The organism is uncultured Subdoligranulum sp., from assembly GCF_937890665.1.
Window position 1 is genome coordinate 1 of record NZ_CALADU010000062.1, and the last position, 18,493, is coordinate 18,493.

Sequence of the window (18,493 nt, forward strand, 5' to 3'; positions counted from 1 at the left end):
GCGGTACATATCCGGCTCCACGATCCAGAGGTGGCCGTATGTCCCCAGGCGGAACAGTGTGCTGTAAACAGCGGAATAGAATACCTCGTCGCTGTCGCTTTCCTGGATCATCTCCCGGTATGCCTGGAAGATGGCCGCCGACGGGTCCTCCGGGTTGTCCCGGTCTCGGACACCCATACAGAGATAGCTGTCCCCCAGCGTCTGGACCAGGTAGTCGTAGTCCTCCAGCCGCTGTTCCTGGGTCAAGCCAAGCAAGTGGTCCATGGAGGGGACCTCAGATTCCGGCCCTCCCAGGGCACCGCATCCCGCCAGCAGACAGGGCAGCACCGCTGCTGCCAGCAGCTTCTTCCAAGCGTGTTTCATCGTGTGTCTCCTTTCAAATCGGCTGTCCCCAATATTACGGGAGTAAAGGGCCTCTTTCTTCACTCCAGCGGGGAACACCGGCAGGATAACACCAATTTCTTACAACTCTATGGAGAAATCTCTTACAGATTTCTTACAGTTGCCGAAACGACAAAAAGGTCCGCGAGCTTTGGCTCGCGGACCTTTTATGTATCCTCGATTACTCCTCGGGGACGATGGCGCCGTTGGGGCAGGTGTCGCTGCAGGAACCGCAGTCCAGGCAAGCGGCAGCATCGATGACATACTGGTCATCACCCTGGCTGATAGCACCGGCGGGGCAAGCGTCCGCGCAGGAGCCACAGCTCACGCAGGCAGATGTGATTTTGTAAGCCATGGGAAGCACCTCCATCAGAATTGTACCCCTATTGTAGCATACAAATTAAAAAAAGCAAGTACCAGCCGTTCAAATTCTATGGTTAAATTTTCGAAAAAATACGGGAAAGCGTCCAAAAATGACGTTTGTCAAGACTAACTGTTCATAAATTGTTTTCAAATAGGTCAAAGAAAGTCAAAATTCAGCTCTTGACATTTTGCTCGGGCGTGTTATACTAAACACAGAACAAAAGGTTAAAGAAAGTCAAAGTCAAAGAGACAAGGCGTTCTTTGGAAAGGGAGGAATCATCCGTGGGGATTTCCGATTTGATTGCCAGCTTCCTGCAGGAGAGTTTGGAGGAGACGGACGGTGGTGTGCTGGAGGTCCAGCGCAATGACCTGGCCCAGCGCTTCAATTGCGTACCCAGCCAGATCAACTACGTGATGTCCACCCGCTTTTCCCCGGAGCGGGGTTATATCGTGGAGAGCCGCCGGGGCGGCAATGGCTACATCCGGATCACCCGGGTCCGGGTAGACCGCCAGACGCTGCTGATGCAGGTCATCAACACCCTGGGCAGCCAGGTGGACCTGGCCTCCGCTCGGGCCATCCTGAACAATCTGGTCCAGGCCGGCGCCCTGGAGGAGAACGCAGGTCGGAGCATTCTGGCCGCCGTCGGCGACAAGGCCCTGGCCGCGGTCCCGCGGGAGAGCCGGGACACCGTCCGGGCGGACATCATGAAGCAGGTGCTGATCCTGCAGGTGTAGCCGGGACCCGGGCAGCGGGGAAAAATGTTTCAATAAGCACGCACAGTTTCCAGATGATAGGAGGAATTGATTTATGAAATGCGAAAATTGTGGTAAGAATGAAGTTACCTTTGTGTATCGGAGCAACGTGAACGGCCATGTGGAAGAGAAGCACCTGTGCAGCGACTGCGCGGAAAAGCTGGGCTATACCCAGCGGCTGGGTGCCCAGAGCCAGCGGATGATGCAAAGCTTCTTCGGGAACAGCCTCTTTGGAAACGATTTCTTCGACGATTTCTTCTCTCCCATGCCCAGCCTGCTGGGGCGGAGAATGAAGATGCTGGAGGACCCCTTTGACGACTTCTTCGCCGAGATGCCGGCCCTGAGCGCCTCTCCTGTCCAGCAGCAGGAGGCAAAGCAGGAAAAGAAGGACGACCTGGTAGGCCAGGAGGACCAGAGCCGCTTTGCCTATCTGCGCCAGATGAACGCGCTGAAGCTGGAGATGAAGAAGGCTGTGCACCAGGAGAACTTTGAGCGGGCGGCGGAGCTGCGGGACCAGATCAGGTCTCTGGAGGCCGCTCACAGGGAGCAGAAGGAAAACAAGTAAACGGGACTTTCCCATGGAAAGGAAGGTAAGACACTATGAATGAGAACAAATTTTCGCCCAGGGCGGAGGAGGCCCTGCGGCTTTCCCAGGAGGCAGCCGGTGAGCTGGGCCACGGCTACGTGGGCACGGAGCACCTGCTGCTGGGCCTGATCCGGGAAGAGGAGGGCGTGGCCCACACCGTTCTGACGGAGGCGGGCCTCACCGATGACATGATCGTGGAGATCATCAAGAAGAGCGTGGGTGCCGGTCTGCCCGGCAGCAATCCCGCCCAGGGCCTCACCCCCCGCGCCAAGCGGGTGGTGGAGCTGGCCATGGAGGACTCCATGCGGGGCGGCTACAACTACGTGGGCACGGAGCACCTGCTGGCGGGCATCCTGCGGGAAGGCAACAATATGGCCGTCCGCATCCTGCGCACCGCTGGCGTGGATGCCCGTCACCTGTACACAGCCCTGATGCAGAAGCTGGGTGAGATGCCCCGGAGTCAGGCCGCCGATCCCGGCCGCTCCGGCACCAGCCCCGCAAAGGAGGATAACGGCAAGAACAAGACCCTGAAGGAGTTCACCCGGGACCTGACCGCCGACGCTCGGGCCGGCAAGCTGGACCCGGTCATCGGCCGGGACGGGGAGATCCAGCGGGTGATCCAGATTCTCTCCCGCCGCACCAAGAACAACCCCTGCCTGATCGGTGAGCCCGGTGTGGGCAAAACCGCCATCGCTGAGGGTCTGGCCCGGAAGATCGTTATGGGCGACGTACCCGACGAGATGCTGGACAAGCGCCTTTTGTCCCTGGACCTCAGCGGCATGGTGGCGGGCACCAAGTACCGGGGTGAGTTTGAGGAGCGGATTAAGAAGCTGCTGGAGGAGGTCAGGAAGTCCGGCAATGTGATCCTCTTCATCGACGAGCTCCATACCATCGTGGGCGCCGGCAGCGCCGAGGGCGCCGTGGACGCCGCCAACATCATCAAGCCGGCTCTAGGCCGGGGCGAGATCCAGGTGATCGGCGCCACCACCCTGAACGAGTACCGGAAGTATATCGAGAAGGACGCCGCCCTGGAGCGCCGGTTCCAGCCGGTGCAGGTGGGTGAGCCCAGCCAGGAGGCGTCTCTGGAGATCCTGAAGGGCCTGCGGGAGAAGTACGAGAAGCACCACAGCCTCCAGATCACCGACGAGGCCCTGGAGGCCGCCGTGAAGCTCTCCGCCCGGTATATCAACGACCGGTTCCTGCCGGACAAGGCCATCGACCTGATGGACGAGGCTGCCAGCCGGGTGCGGATGGAGACGGAGGAGATCTCCCCGGAGCTGAAGAGCCTGGAGGAGAAGATCGCCGCCCTGGCCAAGGACAAGGAGGCTGCCATCGAGAAGCAGGACTATGAGACCGCCGCCAAGCTGCGGGACATTGAGAAGGACTACCAGGAGCAGGTGGAGATGGAGCGGGAGAAGCGCCGCAAGAACAACACCCAGCACCGCCCGGTGAACGCTGACGACATTGCCGCCGTGGTGGCCGGCTGGACCGGCATCCCCGTCACCCGTCTGACGGAGGATGAGGGCACCCGCCTGCTGCACATGGAGGACACCCTCCACGAGCGGGTAGTGGGTCAGGACGAAGCCGTAAAGGCCGTGGCCCGGGCCATCCGTCGGGGCCGTGTGGGTCTGAAGGATCCGAAGCGCCCCACCGGCGTGGGAAAGACGGAGCTGTGCAAGTCCCTGGCAGAGGCCATGTTCGGCGATGAGAACGCCATGATCCGGATCGATATGTCCGAGTATATGGAGCGGCACACAGTGTCCCGTCTAATTGGCTCCCCGCCGGGCTATGTGGGCCACGAGGAGGGCGGTCAGCTGACGGAGAAGGTACGGCGCAAGCCCTACTCCGTGGTACTGTTTGACGAGATCGAAAAGGCCCACGAGGATGTGTGGAACATCCTGCTGCAGCTTCTGGATGACGGCCGGATCACCGACTCTCAGGGCAGGACGGTGGACTTCAAGAACACCGTCATCGTCATGACCAGCAACATCGGTGCCCGCAGCCTCACTGCCATGGGCAGCAAGCTGGGCTTTTCCGCCGAGGAGCGGGACTCCGATCCTGACGCTGAAAAGAAGTTCGAGACCGCCCGGGAGCAGGTGATGGCGGAGCTGCGTCAGACCTTCCGCCCGGAGTTCCTAAACCGGATCGACGATATCATCGTATTCCGCCCCCTGACGGAGGAGGACATCCGGGAAGTGGCCCGGCGGATGCTGAAGACCGTCTCCACCCGGATGGAGACCATGGGCATCCATCTGGATGCCAGCGACGAGGCTGTGGCAGAGCTGGCTAAGGAGGGCTTTGATCCCAAGTACGGGGCCCGTCCCCTGCGCCGGGCCATCCAGAGCAAGGTGGAAGACGCCGTGGCCGAGAAGATGCTGGACGGCACCCTCAAGGCCGGTGACTTACCGTGGAGAACAATCGACTCTGCGTTTCCAAGTGAAGAGACCTGGTCAAGCCGTCCGGAGGCCCCATAGCCTCCGGGCGGCCTTTCCGACATACCGGCCGGAAGCGAATAGACTTGACTTTGGCGGAGAAACAGGTAAAATAGAGAGGTATAAAATGAACCCATCGTGCTGCCCTCGATCCAGTAAAAGATGGTGCCAGAGTGCCAACGCAGCGGATCGCAGAGTATATTGCCGCACGTATGTGGGGAAGAACGCCCCCGGGCGGGAGAAATATCTATGACCAAATGTAGCGTAGTTGGCAGCACGCGTGATTTGGGAGCGTGAGGCTCGGGTTCGAGCCGAAGTCCTCGGAAAACCCGGAAAGCCTTGGGACACCTGGGCTGACAGCACTTTCACCCTCGCCGGTAAATGGTCAAAAATCGGCGTTGACCACATGTTTGACCACAATTGGAAAACTTTATAACCGGGTGTAGCGCAGTTGGTAGCGCGCTTGCTTTGGGAGGATACGCCCGGGCAGTCCCACAACTTCATATCGGGGTGTTGCGCAGTTGGTAGCGCGCCTGCTTTGGGAGCACGGAGTAAGCAACCGTTTCGTTTTTTATTTCTTTGAATAAATCACATTTTTCTATTTTACCTCTTGAAAAAGTTGAAAATGAGGTTAAAATAGTATGGGTCACAATATGGGTCAAACGGCCCTGACCCATACCTGACCCATACGAGAACAAAATCAAATATCCGGGTGTAGCTCAGTTGGTAGAGCGCGTGGTTTGGGACCACGAGGCCGCTGGTTCGAGACCAGTCACTCGGACCAAAAGGCAGTAGATTTTTCAATAAAATCTACTGCCTTTTTCTGTATATTACCACCTGCATAAGTCTCCAAGTGCTGGTTAAATTGACAATTTATATAGGGTTTGATATACTATAAATACAAACAGACTACAACATGTTTGACTGTGTTTTTGGATGGATGATATATGTTCACGGCTCTGACAGAGAATAACAAGAGGATTTCAATAGACGAAGCTATCCCCGGTGAAAGTTACCTTTGCCCCGTATGCAGTAGTCCTGTTGTGGTGAAGGCCGCAAGTTCGGTGAACATCCGCACACATTTCGCCCACAAGAAAAACACTCCTTGCCTTGATAACTGGAAACATGATATGAGCGATTGGCATTTTGACTGGCAGTCAAAGTTCCCTCTCCATAATAGAGAAGTCATCGTCGAAAAAGATGGTATCATTCACAGGGCAGACATTCTAATCAACGGCACGGTCATTGAATTTCAACATAGTCCCATAAGCAGTGGAGAATTTGAGGATCGAAACAGCTTTTATAAAAACTGCGGGCATCAAGTTGTCTGGCTTTTTGATGCAACTGACAAAATGAAAGTTGATGATTGCTTTGAATTGGTGTGGAAACGAAGGACCACACTATTTTCCAATATAAGGACCCCAATAGATGGTCTTTTTATACAGAATTATTTGCCAGAAAAGAAAAATCTCCTTTGTATTGCGGCACCAGACCCTAAAGAAGTCCGTTGCCATACAACGGTTTTACCCATAATGCCCGAGAATTTTTTGAAGGAATTTGGTGCCATACAAGATGATGACATTCTTTCAATCCAAGCCATTTTTGAAGAAACGAAAAAATCAGTTCTTGAAAGAGAACGCGAGCTAAGGAAGGCAGCGGAAAGTCAACGCATAGCAGTGTCTAATGCAGTATTTAACCACTTATCTGGTATTCGAAATAGACATCCCAGGAGATTTTAACTATTTTTTTCATTGAGGAGGTTTATATGAGATACTGCCCAATTTGTAGTAAGGAACTTCAAGATGATATGCAATTTTGTCCAAGTTGTGGCACATCTGTCCAGATAACCGATGAAGATCCGATGCCAAATAGAGCAACTTATGTAGGGGAACCAATTCCAAAGAAAAAACATAAAGGCATAGTTGTCATCATTATTCTTCTCATACTTATCGCCGGAGCGTGGTTCTTATACTCTAATGCCTCCTCAGTCAACACATATAATCAGTTCGTTGATTTATATAATACGATAGCCGATGGGGCCAGAAAAGCTGAAACTGCAAACATTCTTATCACAGATGTTTGGAAGAATAGCATATTCCAAACATCTGATGAGGAAACCGATAAATACACTAAGGCTAATGGCGGCAGCGGGCAATTCTATGATGACTTTAACGATGCACTGTCAAGTTTATATGAAGATCAAGACTTTGTAGATGACCTTAATGAAATATACACTCTGCAGACTAAAGCCGAAACCCTGATTAAAGATTTGACAAAGCATCCGAAAGCCTTTGATGAAGAATACTCAGATTTTAAAGATTGTTATAATCTGTTTGTGAAATTTACAAACATGCCTCTTACAGCTGAAGGCAGTTTAAATTCTTTTACAGACAATCATAATAAACTGGATGAAGAACTTGCAGATAAATTGAAGGAACTCGACATTTATTTTGATTGATAGCAATGCCGAACAGAAACTTCAAATATATCGCATCAATCATAGGCGGGAGCAATGATGCCATTTGCTCCCGCCTTATTATGTGCCATCATCAGACAGTCTGCGCCATAAAACCGCCCAATTTGTCTGCAGCTTCGATCTGCATCTTCATGGTAGCGTGGGTGTAGGTATCCAGAGTGAAGCCCGCGCTGTAGTGTCCCAGCATGGAGGACAGAGTCTTTACATCTACTCCGTTTTGGAGTGCCAGTGTTGCGAAGGTATGGCGTAAATCATGAAATCTGATATCCGGTAATCCGGCCTGCTTGAGCAGTTTCTTGTGTACCCGCCCTATGGCATCCGGGTGGTACATATTCCCCGTCACAGGAGAAGGGAACATATATGGGCTGTCCGGATGCTTTTCATGCTCCTCAACCAGCAATTCTACCGCTTCGGTGGGGATCACGACCTTTCGGATCGAATTCTGTGTCTTGGGTGGGCTGACCGTCATCTTCCCCGTCTTGGCACTGAGCGTTTTGGTCACAGAGATCGTCCGTTCTGCGATGTCCAGATCCTCCCACAGCAGAGCCAGCAGTTCCCCACGGCGCAGGCCGCTGGTCAGTTCCAGATAGAACATGGGGAGCACCCCGTTTTCCTTGGCGGCATTTAGGTATGAGCCCACCTGCTCCGGTGCAATGACCTTCATTTCCTTTTTCTCGAGCTGTGGGATGCGGCATCCATTCGTTGGATTGCTGGGGATGATCCGTTCCTTCACCGCTTGGTCCAACGCCTGGTGGAGCACCATGTGGGTCCCGCGAACAAAGCGGTTGGACAGCCCCTCCTCCTTCACGCTGTTATATCGCGGTACCCTCCCGTTGGTCTTGATATGGTTGTACATCTTTTGGATGTCTCGGGACGTCAGCTTCTCCAGCTTGATATGGCCGATGCCGGGGATGATGTGGTGCTCAATGTAGTTGGTATAGCAGGCCGCTGTCGTTTCCCGGATCTGCGGCTTGGAGTAGGTTTCAAACCAGATCCGCATCCACTCCTCCACCGTGTAGGACTCCGTTTTAGTGAAGTCGATCCCCTTAGCTGCTTCCTGCGCTTTTCTCAGCTTGTCCTTGACCTCCGCCTGCGTCCTGCCCAGCACATTCTTGAAAATCTGTTTTCCGGTCTCCGGGTCCCGGCCCGCTGTGAATCGACCCTCCCAGCGTCCGTCCTTGCGCTTGCGGATATTTCCCTCGCCATTGGCTCTTTTTTTCGGCATATCGATCGCCTCCTATCAGCAACACAACATACTACATCTTCTGTAAAATAGCCACGCTGTTGGGCTGGAGTTATCAAAGATTTCACACTTTCCTTCCGGACAAAGGGTTTTATCTTTGTTTTGCGACGCAATCTTTGAGGGGGGCCGCGTCACTACATGGTCTGCTGTTGGTCGGTGTCGTGGCTCAGCTTCTGCCCCATGGCCAGCTTCTTCAACGCTTCCCGGCGGCGCAGCTTGCTGTCTGTCCAGACCGGCGGTGTGGGGAGCTGCGGAAGGTCCGCTTCTCTCTCCAGCGCCCTGCCCAGCTGCACCAACCCGGCAGCCAGTTCCCCCATCCATCCTTCGTCCGGCTCCAGAGTGCCGGGACAGAAGCCCGTGGCCTGGCGGTAGGCGAACAGCTTCTCCAGATTTTCTTTCAGGAAGGTCTCATCGTGCAGACTGCTGTCTCTGCACTTTCTGCCGTTGGGACAGGTGAATGTGATATGCTTCCGAGTTGGCACCCAGTTGACTTCGTAACCCTCGTACTCCATGTTCTCGATAAAACTCTCCCGGTCGTCTGCGTACTCCAGCGCTTCATTGATCGCCTGGATCAGATCCAGCTTCCAACTGTCACCACGGAGTCCTGCCTGATACTCCCCAGGCCGCATCTGCCGTTTCCGGGTGTGCTTTTTCGGCGGCTCCAGCACACTTAGCCCGTGGGTCATACAGATCTCATCATTCACCTGCCGGTGCCGCTGAAGGTCGGCGGCATTTTGGTGGAGTTTTCTGCCGTCCGCACAACTCACACTGTTGACCACCAGATGGTTGTGCAGGTGGTTGGTGTCCATGTGGGTGGCCACCAGGACCTCATAGTCCGGGAACTGCTTCTGCGCGAACTCGATTCCGATGGCGTTGACCTCCTGGGGTGTCAGATCATCCACGGCAGAGAAGGACTGGACGAAGTGATAGAACTGACGCCCGTCCGTCTTTTGGAAGCGGCGCTTGGTGGTGACCATCTCCAGGTAGGAGGACTGGGCCACGCAGTTGTGTCCGGTAACCATCCAGCGGTCACCCAGCATAGTTTTCTTCCTCTGGACTACATACTTCATCACGCCTGCCATCGTTCCTGCTGTTTGCTTCTTGTTTCGCACCGCTGTGAAGGTCGCCACTACCGTCCCCCCCTGGCGATACCGGTCATCCGTTGATAGAGATCAGCGTACCGGTCGATGAGTTCATCGCTGCGGAGGAACTGAATACGGCCCATGTTGGCCAGCGTGGTGAGCTGGTTCAGATTTCTGCCCTGGGCTTTCAGTTCAGACAGGATCTCGTCCAGACCGTTTACCTGGATGATTTCCTTGTCCAGGGCGCAGGTGACCAGGTAATCGGTGACAGTCATCCCGGCTTGTTTGGCCCGGTGTTGGATCTCTGCCTTTGTTTGCGGTGTCATCCTTGCGGTGATGATGGCCGTTTTTTTCTTCTGCATTTTTCTCCTTTCTCCCCCTTTAGGGGGCAGGGGGGGCCGGTGCTCTGCCCCGGCGAGTGCGACCGGCGTATAGCCGGACGCTATGCTTGCCCCACCCGAGGGTGGGCATCGTCCTCCGACACCCCCCTGTGATCCTCGTTACAATCTGCATTCCAAGGCGTTTTTTTAGGCTTCGTATGAGGGGGAGGTATCCTCGTCCCCCAGAGCTGACAAGCCGCACACAGCGGCTCACAGGCCGCTGCACTTGTCCTGCATCGCCGCAGCTTTCTGACGTGCTGTGGTCATCTCCAACTGCTCCAGCTGGCGGTCATAGTGTGCTGCGATCCACTCCTGAACGGGCCGGAGGGTGTAGCGCAGATTTCCGTTTCGTTTCTGCCCGGTTGCTGTCACCACCTCGGTGGGCTCGGTGGAGAGCAGTCCCCGTTCTTCCAGCCGCAGTGTGTACTTACGCACTGTGTTCTCGCTCATGCCCACCGCTTTTCCAATGGTCTTGTAGCTGGGCCAGCACTGGTGCGTCCCTCGGTCCTCGCACCGGCGCAGGTAACTGTACACCGCCAGCTCGCCGGGACGCAGTCCCAGAAGGAAGATCTCATTGGGCAGAGAGAAAAAATTTCCGTTGCTCCGCTGCTTCATCCGTTCCCTCCTGTGTGCGCATCCACCCACTGGATGAACGGTTCCTTGGGCACCACGATACGGTTGCCGATCCGCAGAGAAGGAAAATCCTTTTCATGCAGGAGTTCGTAGGCGGACGATGGTGCGATGCCCAGGACCTTCGACACGATTTCCGCATTGAGAAACAGAGGCAGGTCCTTGTAGGACTTGTACTCAGACACTTTCATCCTGTTCTTCCTCCGTATTCCCGGGATAGAGCACATCCAGGAACTCATCCATGTCGCGGACCGCGCTTGCCTTCTTCATCTGCTGATACCGCAGCAGATCACAGCAGGTACGAAAGTTCACCTCCATGCACTGAAGCATCTGATCCATTGCCACCATCTGCTGCTGGGGGTCAAGGGCTGTATCGCCATCCGGGGCCTGAAGAAATGCGCGGACCTGCTCCGCTGTTGGCATCGCTTCATCCGCCAGAAGCGTACGCATCCCTTGGAGGATATCATCCAACGTTTCCCGCTCGCACTTGATTTTTAAGAGATGATACAAAGCCTGATGATCCATTTGAAACTGATCCATGATCGATCCACTCCTCTTTGTGATTTTGATGAGGGCACTCTGGCTGCGGCCATTCAACCAGATTTTCAGACATTGAGAATTTACCCTCTACTGATAAGGACACTTACAGCCGATTTGTAAACCAGAAAAATAAAAAAGTTGAGGGGCCCTGTCATGTGACAGAGCTCCTCAACTTTTCGTGGAGTGTTTTCAGCCGCTTTGATACCGCCGCTTTTGAGATGCCGTAGACCTTGCCGATCTCTTCCATGGTCAGTTCCCTGCCATATCGAAGGTCGATGAGTTCACGGCTTTGTTCACCCAGATCCTTGACGGCTTTCCGCAGATTTTCAAGCCGGAGGTTCCGGAGCGCTTCATCTTCCACGGGACGCCTGACACATTCTGAACAGAACAGCACCGTTTCAAACTCACTTTTACTCAGATGCCTGTCGTCCTGCTTATCCTGTGCCTGCTGCCGTTTCCGATCCTGCTCCAGGAAGTCTGCGACCTCCTTTGGCACTGATACTGGCTCCCCATTATAGATCACAACGACTGTGTCGTTCATTCATGTCCTTTCCGCTCTCAACGGAAAAGTACACACCCGCGCTGCCGGCACAGCGCCAAATACTGAAGACCTTCATGGAAGTTTCCTTCGTTCAGGGTGGTCATTGTGCCCTACGAGGCCCATGAATGTCTGAGGTCCCACCGGGGTGTGGACCTCACCGGAAAGCTGCGAGTTTTGGCTTTCGCCTATCTTGATTATAGAACAAATATTCGATAACGTCAATCGCAGCAAAAATGAACTATGGTCTTTTATTTTGTTTTGCGGCGCAATCTTTGAGTAGGAGCTCGTGTTCTCTGGTCATCCTGTAGCCCGCTATTGATCGGTACCGTTGCTGGGGTTCAGATTCGGTTCCGTGGTCCGATGATAAAATCCCTGTTCTCACCCCCTATCCGTTTAAGATTTTCTTAAATTGTTATTTGTTCATGATTTAGAAAAAATTTGGTCGTGTCTCTATGGTAAAATTGGGCATTAAAAATCGGACCGAGGATCACTCTCGTACAAGGAGGGAACATGATGCAGCTACCAGCTGGAGCCACAGGATTTTTTGAAGCGGGCACATTCCGGGAGCCCATCCAGCGAGGGGAATTCTTACAGCTGGTCTATCAGCTGGCCCGAGAGAGCCGGTGCACCGTGGGAGAAACAGACACTTCATTATGCGGGAAAAACTTTTATGCCGCACAAATCGTCCGAAACAGTGGAACAGAAATTCTGTTCATGAACGCATATACCGGCCATCTGGCCTGTTCCGACTGCTGGGAAGCACAGCCGCTCCGATTTACAGCGCCCTCAGCTATGCTGGCCGCCCTGCTTCCGCCGAATCAGCTGCTCTCCCCCTCGTTGCTGGAACGATCCATCGATGTGGTGCTGCTGGATGCACTGGCTCCGGCAGAGCAAGAGCAGCTGCGCTATTGGCAACCCAACACGATCGGGGAAATTCTGTTTAACTTTTGGGATTAAGGCTTGTGCCGAAAAGGGGGATGTCTTGATGAAACACACCAAATATCTGCACATCCATGACTGGAACTACTGGTGGGGCTATTATCGCTGCGGCAAGGACTGGGATACCTTCAACGGGGCCGAATTTTCTCTCACCGAGGACGAGGCTGGAGAAAACTCCTTTTTTCATTTTGACTTCTATAACCTGCCTGCGCTCCATCAGATGATTCAGGACGGCGAGTTTATAAAGCCAGAGAGTCCGGATCATCCCAACTTTTTGAAGCAGGCCGAGCGGCTCAGGAATGGTGAGCAGGATTTGTTCGTCGGGGCGCTGTACTATCCGCATTTTTCGCCGGATCTGGCTTTCTGCAATACTCCAGCCCAGAGCGGCGCCCCTCTGACGCAGCTGCTTTCCCCGGCTGTACCGCCCTATTACGGGGTGATCTTTCTCCGGGAGGAGCGGCCCCTCTCCCCGAAGGTGCTGACGCATTGGGTGGAACAGTTATCCCAGCCTTTGTTTGGCGCGCCGTTTTCCTGCACTCTTGCCGATTTTCCCACTCGACAGATGGCAATGAAAAATTTTGAAGAAGAAATGAGGGGCCTTTAATGGAACAAAACTTTGTATTTCAATGCACCCCTCTGGAACCGGACGCCCTGATCCCCCAGGTAAGTCAGGCTTTGGAGGTTCGAATGGAGTTCGTTTCCCGTGCAGTCTGCCCCAAGTTGTGGGCTGCGACTGACCGGCTGAACCGGACGAAAAAAACTCCCGCAGCGCTTCGGGCCAGACGCCGCCGAAAGGGGCAGATCCTGGGGCTGGTTAACTGGATCATGGCGTTGCTATTACTTCCCACAGCTTTTCTCACTCCAGACTCGCTCCTGCTATCCATTGCAGGTGGGCTATGCCTTGGTGCCGGTGTCGTAGAGCTCTGGCGGTATTTGCCAAAAACGCTGGGCATCCTAAGCCTGTTGGCCGGAATCTTTTTCCTCTCAGCAGTACTGGGCGATCCCGATGAGATGGCGATCCTGGTATATCTGGCCGCCCAATATTTGATCGTCGCCCTGGCATCCCTGCTCGTCCGCAGGCGGCGTGACCCCTTCGAGCGGGCGGCTCGAAAGGTACTTGCGGGCAGGGACCGTGCCGACTTTGCTGCGGGCAAGGCTGACATGCAGGTCATCTTTTCTGAAGAAACGATGACTGTGAACACATCAGGGAATGCGTCCGCCCAGTTTCCATGCACTGATTTCAAACAGGTCTTGGAGACGCAGGATCTGCTGTTGGTTATCTTCGACAAGCGATTCCTGATTTTGCAGAAAAAAGATCTGACCGCAGGAACGGTTTCTGACCTGCGGGACTTTTTGAAGGAGCGGGTAGAGCACTGGGTCGAAATCATCGACAACGGGCTTCTGGGCTCCTGATGATATAAACACCTACCGGATCGGGGGCTTTGATATGACGCTGTTTTCTTTAAACCTGACGGATCTTGCGCTGTCGGATAAGACGCATCGGGAGGACTTCTTCATTGGTCTGTTTGGGACAAGAGCCCAGGCAGAAGCGGTTGCCGCCCACTATTTGAAGCAAGTGCCGGGCTTTTGTGACTATGACTGTACTTATCGTGTGGAGGAAAAGTCCATCCATAATGTCCAAAGGGAGAGCCTGCCTGATTTCGTCTGGCAATTCGCTGGATGGGACGAAACAAAGGACGGCGAGCCTGTGAACATTATCAAGAGCGACTTCTTTTTGACGGAGGAACAGGCTACCTTCGAGCTGGATTACCTGAAGCTCCAGTGCCCACATCAGGAGTGGTGCATCCGCCGACACAAAATCGGAGAAATGCTCTGGCAGAATGGCTTTGTTCGGGTGTAGAATCCATATAAAAATCAGGAGACTCAGAAATGAAGCACAATTCAAATATTCGATTATTCAAAATTGCCCTGCTCATCGGTGTACTGGGCTTGAGCATTCTATTGGGAATAATCGTCTCCGGCGCAGCCGATCCGGAACCTCTATTTTGCATTGGTACTCCAATCGGGTTGTTACTCTGCTTTGTGGGGGCAATCCTAATAATCATTACCTATACCTGTGAAATTTTCCGTGGTATCAGAGAGAAAAAATTCATTTGGGTGATAGTTCTTTTGATTTTGGGCGGTCTTTTGTTCATCCGTATACTTTTGAGGCCATGAAAAATTAGCAATGCAAAGGAGGCACACGATGAAGATCATTTCAACGAAGGGCCTATATAATATGCGGCCTGTCAGCGGCTCTGCGGAGTGGTATTGGTGCTGTGACTATGTCAGCGGTGACCTGTATGAGGCGGAGGAGCTATACCAGGATGGTCACCCCATCAAACAGAACCGCCTGCTATTCCTCCACTATCCCGACGGGCACACCGTGGAGCCTATCGTCGCCCACGAGGGGCAGTATTTTGGCGCTCCCGGCTTTGAAAATGGAAGACTGCAAATCTTGATGGCAGATTTTCCAGCAGGCAAAATCTATGTGTTCCAGTACAATCCCACACCAGAGCAGCTGACGCTCCGGGCCGAACTATCCCGGTCTGCAATCAAGGACTGCTATAATCTAATGTTCCAACAGTCACCCCTCATGCTGGTCAGACATAGCTTTGAAAAACGACTCCAGTTTCTCTGGCCGGAGACAGCAGAGTTTGAAATTGGGAATACCGAAACATTTTACAGTCGGGAGGGAGACAATCTTTACTTTACTCGCTGGTTCGAAGACCCAGACTACCGGGAGGAGACGGTCATCCGCCGCTGGCCAACCGGAGAGATTGCGGAAGTCATCCCCGGCACCTTGATGGAACTCCCCGATGGGCAGAGATGGGTGCTGCAATAAGCTGTACTGTTCCAATATCTTTTCATGCTTAACATACTTTTCTGTTCGCGTCACCGCCGTGAAAAGACATTTCGATTACTTTTGGGTAGTTTCTCTTACTTATCACGAGAGAACATCCCTGTAATTCACCAAATTATAGGAAGATCTCTTTTGACCCATACCCTGACCCATACGCCGAGAGAAATGTATGGAAACAACGGATGGAACAGGGCTGCAAAGGAAGTGCTACCCCACCGAAAAGGGATGGAAAGGCCACAAAATGTGCCGTTGGATGGTTAGACATTAGTTTGGGAGCAGGAGGCCCGGGGTTCGAGTCCCCGCACTCCGACCAAATTTTGCAGAAAAACCGCCTAAAAAGGCGGTTTTTCTGCATTTTAAGTTTGATTTTTGTGGTTTTGGAGATTGCTGTTTTGCGGCGGTTTCAGTGGTGGAACAGCGGTCGGGGGATGAGTGAGCGCAGCCGCCGAAACCGCCAAATCCCTAACCCATCCCTAACGGGGAAACTTCCGCATTTTCTCCGTTTCTATCGGTGCCGTTGTCGGCCACTCCTGATCGCATGTCTACGCTGTGTAGGTTGTGAAGCAGGATTTCTCTGGCTATAAGTCAATCTTTGACCTATCTTAAATTCAATAGAGCGTCCACCAGTATTCAAACACTTTGCGATACTGGTTGCCCTTCTTCGATAGGCCGAAATACTTACGGACCTTTCGATTGGATCTTCGCTTCAGGTACTGTTGACGATCGCTGGACTTCATATACTGAATATGCAGTCCGGAATGAAGTAACGTTCTTAATCTCTCATAGTCTCCCATGATATACCCCATGTTTGGTGCATACCTGCTGTGTTGAATGAGAAACAGAAGATGGTCTGAGTGCCTGACACACTGGGTGCGGCGATATTGGCGACCGGAACGTCGGCATCCAGGCTCGTTTTTAGTAGATTCCAAGATCTCGGTGATCCGCTTGTTTAACTCTTGCTCTGTCATAAATCTTCCTGCTCTGTACGGTCCGGGTGATAGGGTTGACCCCGTGCCAGGAGCCACGCTGTTTCGCGTGGTATTCCCGCCGGGCTTTCTTACTGCGTTTGTCCAATGGAATCAACTGCGTCACAGCTGATCATCTCCTTCTTTTTGTCTTGGTGTGATCACCCCAGAGGGCATAGCGCAGCAATAGCTGGCTGATATACTGATGGCACCGTGAATGTTCCCATAGTAGACTCCTCTATAACGATTTCATTACAAATGGCAAAGATCACTTGCTATTTCAGAGAACATCAGGTATGCTAAGATACTCCGCTGAAGCGGAGACATCCTGATGAATGGAGGCGATCCATATGTCCATGATTCAGTTTCCTGTCATCGATCCTGTGGCTACCGGGGCGAATATCTGCCGACTCCGGAAGGATCGCGGCCTGACAGTCCGAGATCTCCAGCACTATTTCGGATTTGAGGAGCCGCAAGCCATCTACAAATGGCAACGGGGCCAGAGCCTTCCCAGTGTAGATAACCTCTATGCACTGAGCGCTTTGCTCCAGGTGCCGATGAACGAGATCATCATCTCCACTTCTCATATCGTTTCTTTGGAGCAGCAGGCAGTCGCCTGCTGCTCAGGTCTTTTTATGTGGAAATTTCTTCAGGTACAGTGGGCATGGCAGAATTTCAAAACCGCTTAGATCCTTATCCGCCTGTGACCATAGGCCTGCCGCGATCCTACTGGACGACTGCAGCCCTTGCGTGAACAAGCGACTTCATAAATAGAATATCACGCCATTATGGCAAGTATCAGAGAAGCATAAGGTCGAATTCTGCTTTTGACAATGGATATGTGTTAGAAATGGCAGTATTTCGGTGGACGAGGATGGAGGCGACTGACGAGCCTTTCACAATGAGTTATGAGCTCATGTTGCATTCATCAGATGCAGTCCATTCTTTGCCGGGGAGTGCGCAGCATCATAATTCATCTGCGCCTGAACCGATCATCACCGCCTATCCATTCTGCCACGCCCACCACACCTGAAGGTGTGGTGGCGGCATTTATGCAGCCGTGCTCTTTTCGATGAAGTCGCTGAGGATATCCTCAAAGCTATCATTCATGTCAAATGGCGGCTCATAGGATACCTCGGTGTTGACCAGACACTTATCCAGGGACATGGAGATCTCGTCGGCCTTCTTGCTGAGCGCCGTAGCCATGCCCCGGATCTTGTTCCGGTCAAAGTCGATGGTGGTGACCTGCGTGGCATCACATCGGTAGGAGACCTGGTTTCCCTCGCCGTTGAATCGGAAGCCAGAGCCTCCGCCGGCAATGGTCTTTTCGCTGTTGCGAAGCATGGCCATGTGGCGGAATACCTCAGCCAGGTCCTGACGCTGCCGGTTCAGGCCCACCTCGCTGTCCATATCCAAATCCAAAGAGTTCTTGGCAGTATGGATAGCCCGACACAATTTCTCCCGCTCCTCCAGCAGGGACATGAGGAAGGCGGCTACCTCGTTGGCATGGCCGGCATACTCACTGGGAGCAGCTTCCTCCACTACAGCATCCTGGGTATCGGACATGACCTTGCTCCGAAGATGTGTTGTCTTGACCTTGACGATATTGCGCGGATCCTCAAGAATGGCAGTGGCCTCACACATCAGAGCTTTCAGCTTATTCTGAAATCGAAACGCATCTTTCATATTCATGGATCATACCTCCTCATATCACTCCCCGGCGGAACAATTCGATGGGTCAAGCATACTCCAAACTCGATCAGTTGTCATTGAACTGCTGGTTGAATATGGACAGGCATGCTTTTTATGCTTGCCTGTGATAAACAAGGAAGTGGACTTTATTGCTACTAATGTCTGGCACCACATAATTCCAGGAATGATCAAGGAAGAGCCGCAGGTTGGTGGGGGAGAAGGCGGATGAGGCGCTATTTTCTTCATTTCAATATCTACTGTAAAATAAAGGAGCAGCATTCTATCGACCGGAACATTGCTCAGATATCGGCATGACTGCCAATAGAACCAGATGGGAGCGAATGTGGCATTTCCCAGGCGCATGAACGCCATGCTCTCAGGAGTTGAAAGCTGCGGACGATAGGCGCATCCGACCGGAAAATTTGGCTCCGCAGTAGGTCTTCTTGAAGTGTTACGGGATGTAACAATATGTTACGGTACATTTAATACTTACTGATACAAATTAGCAGCTTGATAGCGGACGGTTCAAAAAAACAGACCGATATCTGTGGTATTACGACGTCTGGGCTGCTCCAAAATGTTGGCACAAAAATTGCTTAATATCCCGATAGGATAAGGCCCTCCTCT

General features: G+C 53.0%; 21 protein-coding genes, 2 tRNA genes and 1 pseudogene. 14 read left to right on the forward strand and 10 right to left on the reverse strand.

Features of this window, described 5'->3' with window-relative positions; all coding sequences use genetic code 11:
• Positions 1 to 363: pseudogene (locus tag Q0526_RS03390) on the reverse strand (peptidase S41); the annotation flags it as partial.
• Between the two features lie 199 nt (positions 364 to 562).
• On the reverse strand, positions 563 to 736 hold the full coding sequence (locus Q0526_RS03395; RefSeq protein WP_025544307.1) for a 4Fe-4S binding protein: 174 nt from the start codon (positions 734 to 736) through the stop codon (positions 563 to 565).
• Positions 737 to 1,026: 290 nt separating this feature from the next.
• Here Q0526_RS03395 and Q0526_RS03400 point away from each other — a divergent pair, with 290 nt between their 5' ends.
• From Q0526_RS03400 to Q0526_RS03430, 7 genes are all read left to right on the forward strand, one after another.
• Entirely contained in the window at positions 1,027 to 1,479 is a 453-nt protein-coding gene (locus Q0526_RS03400; RefSeq protein ID WP_025544308.1) for a CtsR family transcriptional regulator, read from the forward strand.
• Between the two features lie 73 nt (positions 1,480 to 1,552).
• Positions 1,553 to 2,062 (forward strand): UvrB/UvrC motif-containing protein, encoded by a 510-nt coding sequence (locus Q0526_RS03405; protein WP_298730860.1) that lies wholly within the window; start codon positions 1,553 to 1,555, stop codon positions 2,060 to 2,062.
• A gap of 35 nt (positions 2,063 to 2,097) precedes the next feature.
• Entirely contained in the window at positions 2,098 to 4,557 is a 2,460-nt protein-coding gene (locus tag Q0526_RS03410; protein WP_298730863.1) for an ATP-dependent Clp protease ATP-binding subunit, read from the forward strand.
• A gap of 464 nt (positions 4,558 to 5,021) precedes the next feature.
• A tRNA-Pro gene (locus Q0526_RS03415) sits at positions 5,022 to 5,127 on the forward strand.
• A 96-nt stretch (positions 5,128 to 5,223) separates the two neighbouring features.
• Positions 5,224 to 5,299 (forward strand) — tRNA-Pro (locus tag Q0526_RS03420).
• Between the two features lie 163 nt (positions 5,300 to 5,462).
• Positions 5,463 to 6,254, forward strand: coding sequence for a competence protein CoiA family protein (locus Q0526_RS03425; protein WP_154038849.1), 792 nt, complete (start codon positions 5,463 to 5,465; stop codon positions 6,252 to 6,254).
• 26 nt (positions 6,255 to 6,280) lie between these two features.
• Entirely contained in the window at positions 6,281 to 6,973 is a 693-nt protein-coding gene (locus Q0526_RS03430; RefSeq protein WP_154038851.1) for a zinc ribbon domain-containing protein, read from the forward strand.
• 91 nt (positions 6,974 to 7,064) lie between these two features.
• Here Q0526_RS03430 and Q0526_RS03435 read toward each other — a convergent pair whose 3' ends face one another.
• From Q0526_RS03435 to Q0526_RS03465, 7 genes are all read right to left on the reverse strand, one after another.
• Complete coding sequence (locus Q0526_RS03435) at positions 7,065 to 8,216, reverse strand: site-specific integrase (protein ID WP_298730874.1); 1,152 nt, start codon at positions 8,214 to 8,216, stop codon at positions 7,065 to 7,067.
• A gap of 152 nt (positions 8,217 to 8,368) precedes the next feature.
• Positions 8,369 to 9,364 (reverse strand): relaxase/mobilization nuclease domain-containing protein, encoded by a 996-nt coding sequence (locus Q0526_RS03440; protein ID WP_298730876.1) that lies wholly within the window; start codon positions 9,362 to 9,364, stop codon positions 8,369 to 8,371.
• Positions 9,364 to 9,678 carry a plasmid mobilization relaxosome protein MobC gene (locus Q0526_RS03445; RefSeq protein WP_154038856.1) on the reverse strand — a complete coding sequence of 105 codons (315 nt, stop codon included), beginning with the start codon at positions 9,676 to 9,678 and terminating at the stop codon, positions 9,364 to 9,366. Before Q0526_RS03445 ends, Q0526_RS03440 begins: the two co-directional genes overlap by 1 nt.
• Positions 9,679 to 9,906: 228 nt before the next feature.
• On the reverse strand, positions 9,907 to 10,311 hold the full coding sequence (locus Q0526_RS03450; RefSeq protein WP_154038858.1) for a helix-turn-helix domain-containing protein: 405 nt from the start codon (positions 10,309 to 10,311) through the stop codon (positions 9,907 to 9,909).
• Positions 10,308 to 10,517, reverse strand: coding sequence for a helix-turn-helix domain-containing protein (locus Q0526_RS03455; protein ID WP_154038860.1), 210 nt, complete (start codon positions 10,515 to 10,517; stop codon positions 10,308 to 10,310). Before Q0526_RS03455 ends, Q0526_RS03450 begins: the two co-directional genes overlap by 4 nt.
• A complete protein-coding gene (locus Q0526_RS03460; protein WP_154038862.1) occupies positions 10,504 to 10,866 on the reverse strand; it encodes a hypothetical protein in 363 nt (120 codons plus the stop codon). Before Q0526_RS03460 ends, Q0526_RS03455 begins: the two co-directional genes overlap by 14 nt.
• A 151-nt stretch (positions 10,867 to 11,017) precedes the next feature.
• On the reverse strand, positions 11,018 to 11,407 hold the full coding sequence (locus tag Q0526_RS03465; protein ID WP_298730885.1) for a sigma-70 family RNA polymerase sigma factor: 390 nt from the start codon (positions 11,405 to 11,407) through the stop codon (positions 11,018 to 11,020).
• Between the two features lie 510 nt (positions 11,408 to 11,917).
• Here Q0526_RS03465 and Q0526_RS03470 point away from each other — a divergent pair.
• From Q0526_RS03470 to Q0526_RS18760, 7 genes are all read left to right on the forward strand, one after another.
• The gene (locus Q0526_RS03470; RefSeq protein WP_154038867.1) at positions 11,918 to 12,364 is read left to right on the forward strand and encodes a hypothetical protein; all 447 of its coding nucleotides are present in this window, start codon (positions 11,918 to 11,920) and stop codon (positions 12,362 to 12,364) included.
• A gap of 28 nt (positions 12,365 to 12,392) precedes the next feature.
• Complete coding sequence (locus tag Q0526_RS03475) at positions 12,393 to 12,950, forward strand: hypothetical protein (RefSeq protein ID WP_298730888.1); 558 nt, start codon at positions 12,393 to 12,395, stop codon at positions 12,948 to 12,950.
• On the forward strand, positions 12,950 to 13,759 hold the full coding sequence (locus tag Q0526_RS03480) for a YcxB family protein (RefSeq protein WP_298730889.1): 810 nt from the start codon (positions 12,950 to 12,952) through the stop codon (positions 13,757 to 13,759). The genes Q0526_RS03475 and Q0526_RS03480 overlap by 1 nt, the downstream gene beginning before the upstream one ends.
• Before the next feature lie 34 nt (positions 13,760 to 13,793).
• Positions 13,794 to 14,207 carry a hypothetical protein gene (locus Q0526_RS03485; RefSeq protein WP_298730891.1) on the forward strand — a complete coding sequence of 138 codons (414 nt, stop codon included), beginning with the start codon at positions 13,794 to 13,796 and terminating at the stop codon, positions 14,205 to 14,207.
• A gap of 29 nt (positions 14,208 to 14,236) precedes the next feature.
• The gene (locus tag Q0526_RS03490; RefSeq protein ID WP_154038876.1) at positions 14,237 to 14,524 is read left to right on the forward strand and encodes a hypothetical protein; all 288 of its coding nucleotides are present in this window, start codon (positions 14,237 to 14,239) and stop codon (positions 14,522 to 14,524) included.
• Between the two features lie 28 nt (positions 14,525 to 14,552).
• Complete coding sequence (locus tag Q0526_RS03495; RefSeq protein ID WP_298730894.1) at positions 14,553 to 15,191, forward strand: hypothetical protein; 639 nt, start codon at positions 14,553 to 14,555, stop codon at positions 15,189 to 15,191.
• Positions 15,192 to 16,524: 1,333 nt separating this feature from the next.
• Entirely contained in the window at positions 16,525 to 16,863 is a 339-nt protein-coding gene (locus Q0526_RS18760; protein ID WP_337542111.1) for a helix-turn-helix transcriptional regulator, read from the forward strand.
• 361 nt (positions 16,864 to 17,224) lie between these two features.
• Here the strand turns inward: Q0526_RS18760 and Q0526_RS03505 are convergent, their stop codons facing one another.
• Positions 17,225 to 17,866, reverse strand: a complete 642-nt coding sequence (locus tag Q0526_RS03505; RefSeq protein WP_298730896.1) for a hypothetical protein — start codon at positions 17,864 to 17,866, stop codon at positions 17,225 to 17,227.
• Positions 17,867 to 18,493 lie beyond the last annotated feature (627 nt).

Excerpts from the sequence above, each read along its gene's own strand:
- Q0526_RS03395 (WP_025544307.1), bottom strand. The coding sequence starts at position 736 with ATGGCTTACAAAATCACATCTGCCTGCGTGAGCTGTGGCTCCTGCGCG.
- Q0526_RS03405 (WP_298730860.1), top strand. The coding sequence starts at position 1,553 with ATGAAATGCGAAAATTGTGGTAAGAATGAAGTTACCTTTGTGTATCGG.
- Q0526_RS03410 (WP_298730863.1), top strand. The coding sequence starts at position 2,098 with ATGAATGAGAACAAATTTTCGCCCAGGGCGGAGGAGGCCCTGCGGCTT.
- Q0526_RS03425 (WP_154038849.1), top strand. The coding sequence starts at position 5,463 with ATGTTCACGGCTCTGACAGAGAATAACAAGAGGATTTCAATAGACGAA.
- Q0526_RS03430 (WP_154038851.1), top strand. The coding sequence starts at position 6,281 with ATGAGATACTGCCCAATTTGTAGTAAGGAACTTCAAGATGATATGCAA.
- Q0526_RS03435 (WP_298730874.1), bottom strand. The coding sequence starts at position 8,216 with ATGCCGAAAAAAAGAGCCAATGGCGAGGGAAATATCCGCAAGCGCAAG.
- Q0526_RS03445 (WP_154038856.1), bottom strand. The coding sequence starts at position 9,678 with ATGCAGAAGAAAAAAACGGCCATCATCACCGCAAGGATGACACCGCAA.
- Q0526_RS03450 (WP_154038858.1), bottom strand. The coding sequence starts at position 10,311 with ATGAAGCAGCGGAGCAACGGAAATTTTTTCTCTCTGCCCAATGAGATC.
- Q0526_RS03455 (WP_154038860.1), bottom strand. The coding sequence starts at position 10,517 with ATGAAAGTGTCTGAGTACAAGTCCTACAAGGACCTGCCTCTGTTTCTC.
- Q0526_RS03460 (WP_154038862.1), bottom strand. The coding sequence starts at position 10,866 with ATGGATCAGTTTCAAATGGATCATCAGGCTTTGTATCATCTCTTAAAA.
- Q0526_RS03465 (WP_298730885.1), bottom strand. The coding sequence starts at position 11,407 with ATGAACGACACAGTCGTTGTGATCTATAATGGGGAGCCAGTATCAGTG.
- Q0526_RS03470 (WP_154038867.1), top strand. The coding sequence starts at position 11,918 with ATGATGCAGCTACCAGCTGGAGCCACAGGATTTTTTGAAGCGGGCACA.
- Q0526_RS03475 (WP_298730888.1), top strand. The coding sequence starts at position 12,393 with ATGAAACACACCAAATATCTGCACATCCATGACTGGAACTACTGGTGG.
- Q0526_RS03480 (WP_298730889.1), top strand. The coding sequence starts at position 12,950 with ATGGAACAAAACTTTGTATTTCAATGCACCCCTCTGGAACCGGACGCC.
- Q0526_RS03485 (WP_298730891.1), top strand. The coding sequence starts at position 13,794 with ATGACGCTGTTTTCTTTAAACCTGACGGATCTTGCGCTGTCGGATAAG.
- Q0526_RS03490 (WP_154038876.1), top strand. The coding sequence starts at position 14,237 with ATGAAGCACAATTCAAATATTCGATTATTCAAAATTGCCCTGCTCATC.
- Q0526_RS03495 (WP_298730894.1), top strand. The coding sequence starts at position 14,553 with ATGAAGATCATTTCAACGAAGGGCCTATATAATATGCGGCCTGTCAGC.
- Q0526_RS18760 (WP_337542111.1), top strand. The coding sequence starts at position 16,525 with ATGTCCATGATTCAGTTTCCTGTCATCGATCCTGTGGCTACCGGGGCG.
- Q0526_RS03505 (WP_298730896.1), bottom strand. The coding sequence starts at position 17,866 with ATGAATATGAAAGATGCGTTTCGATTTCAGAATAAGCTGAAAGCTCTG.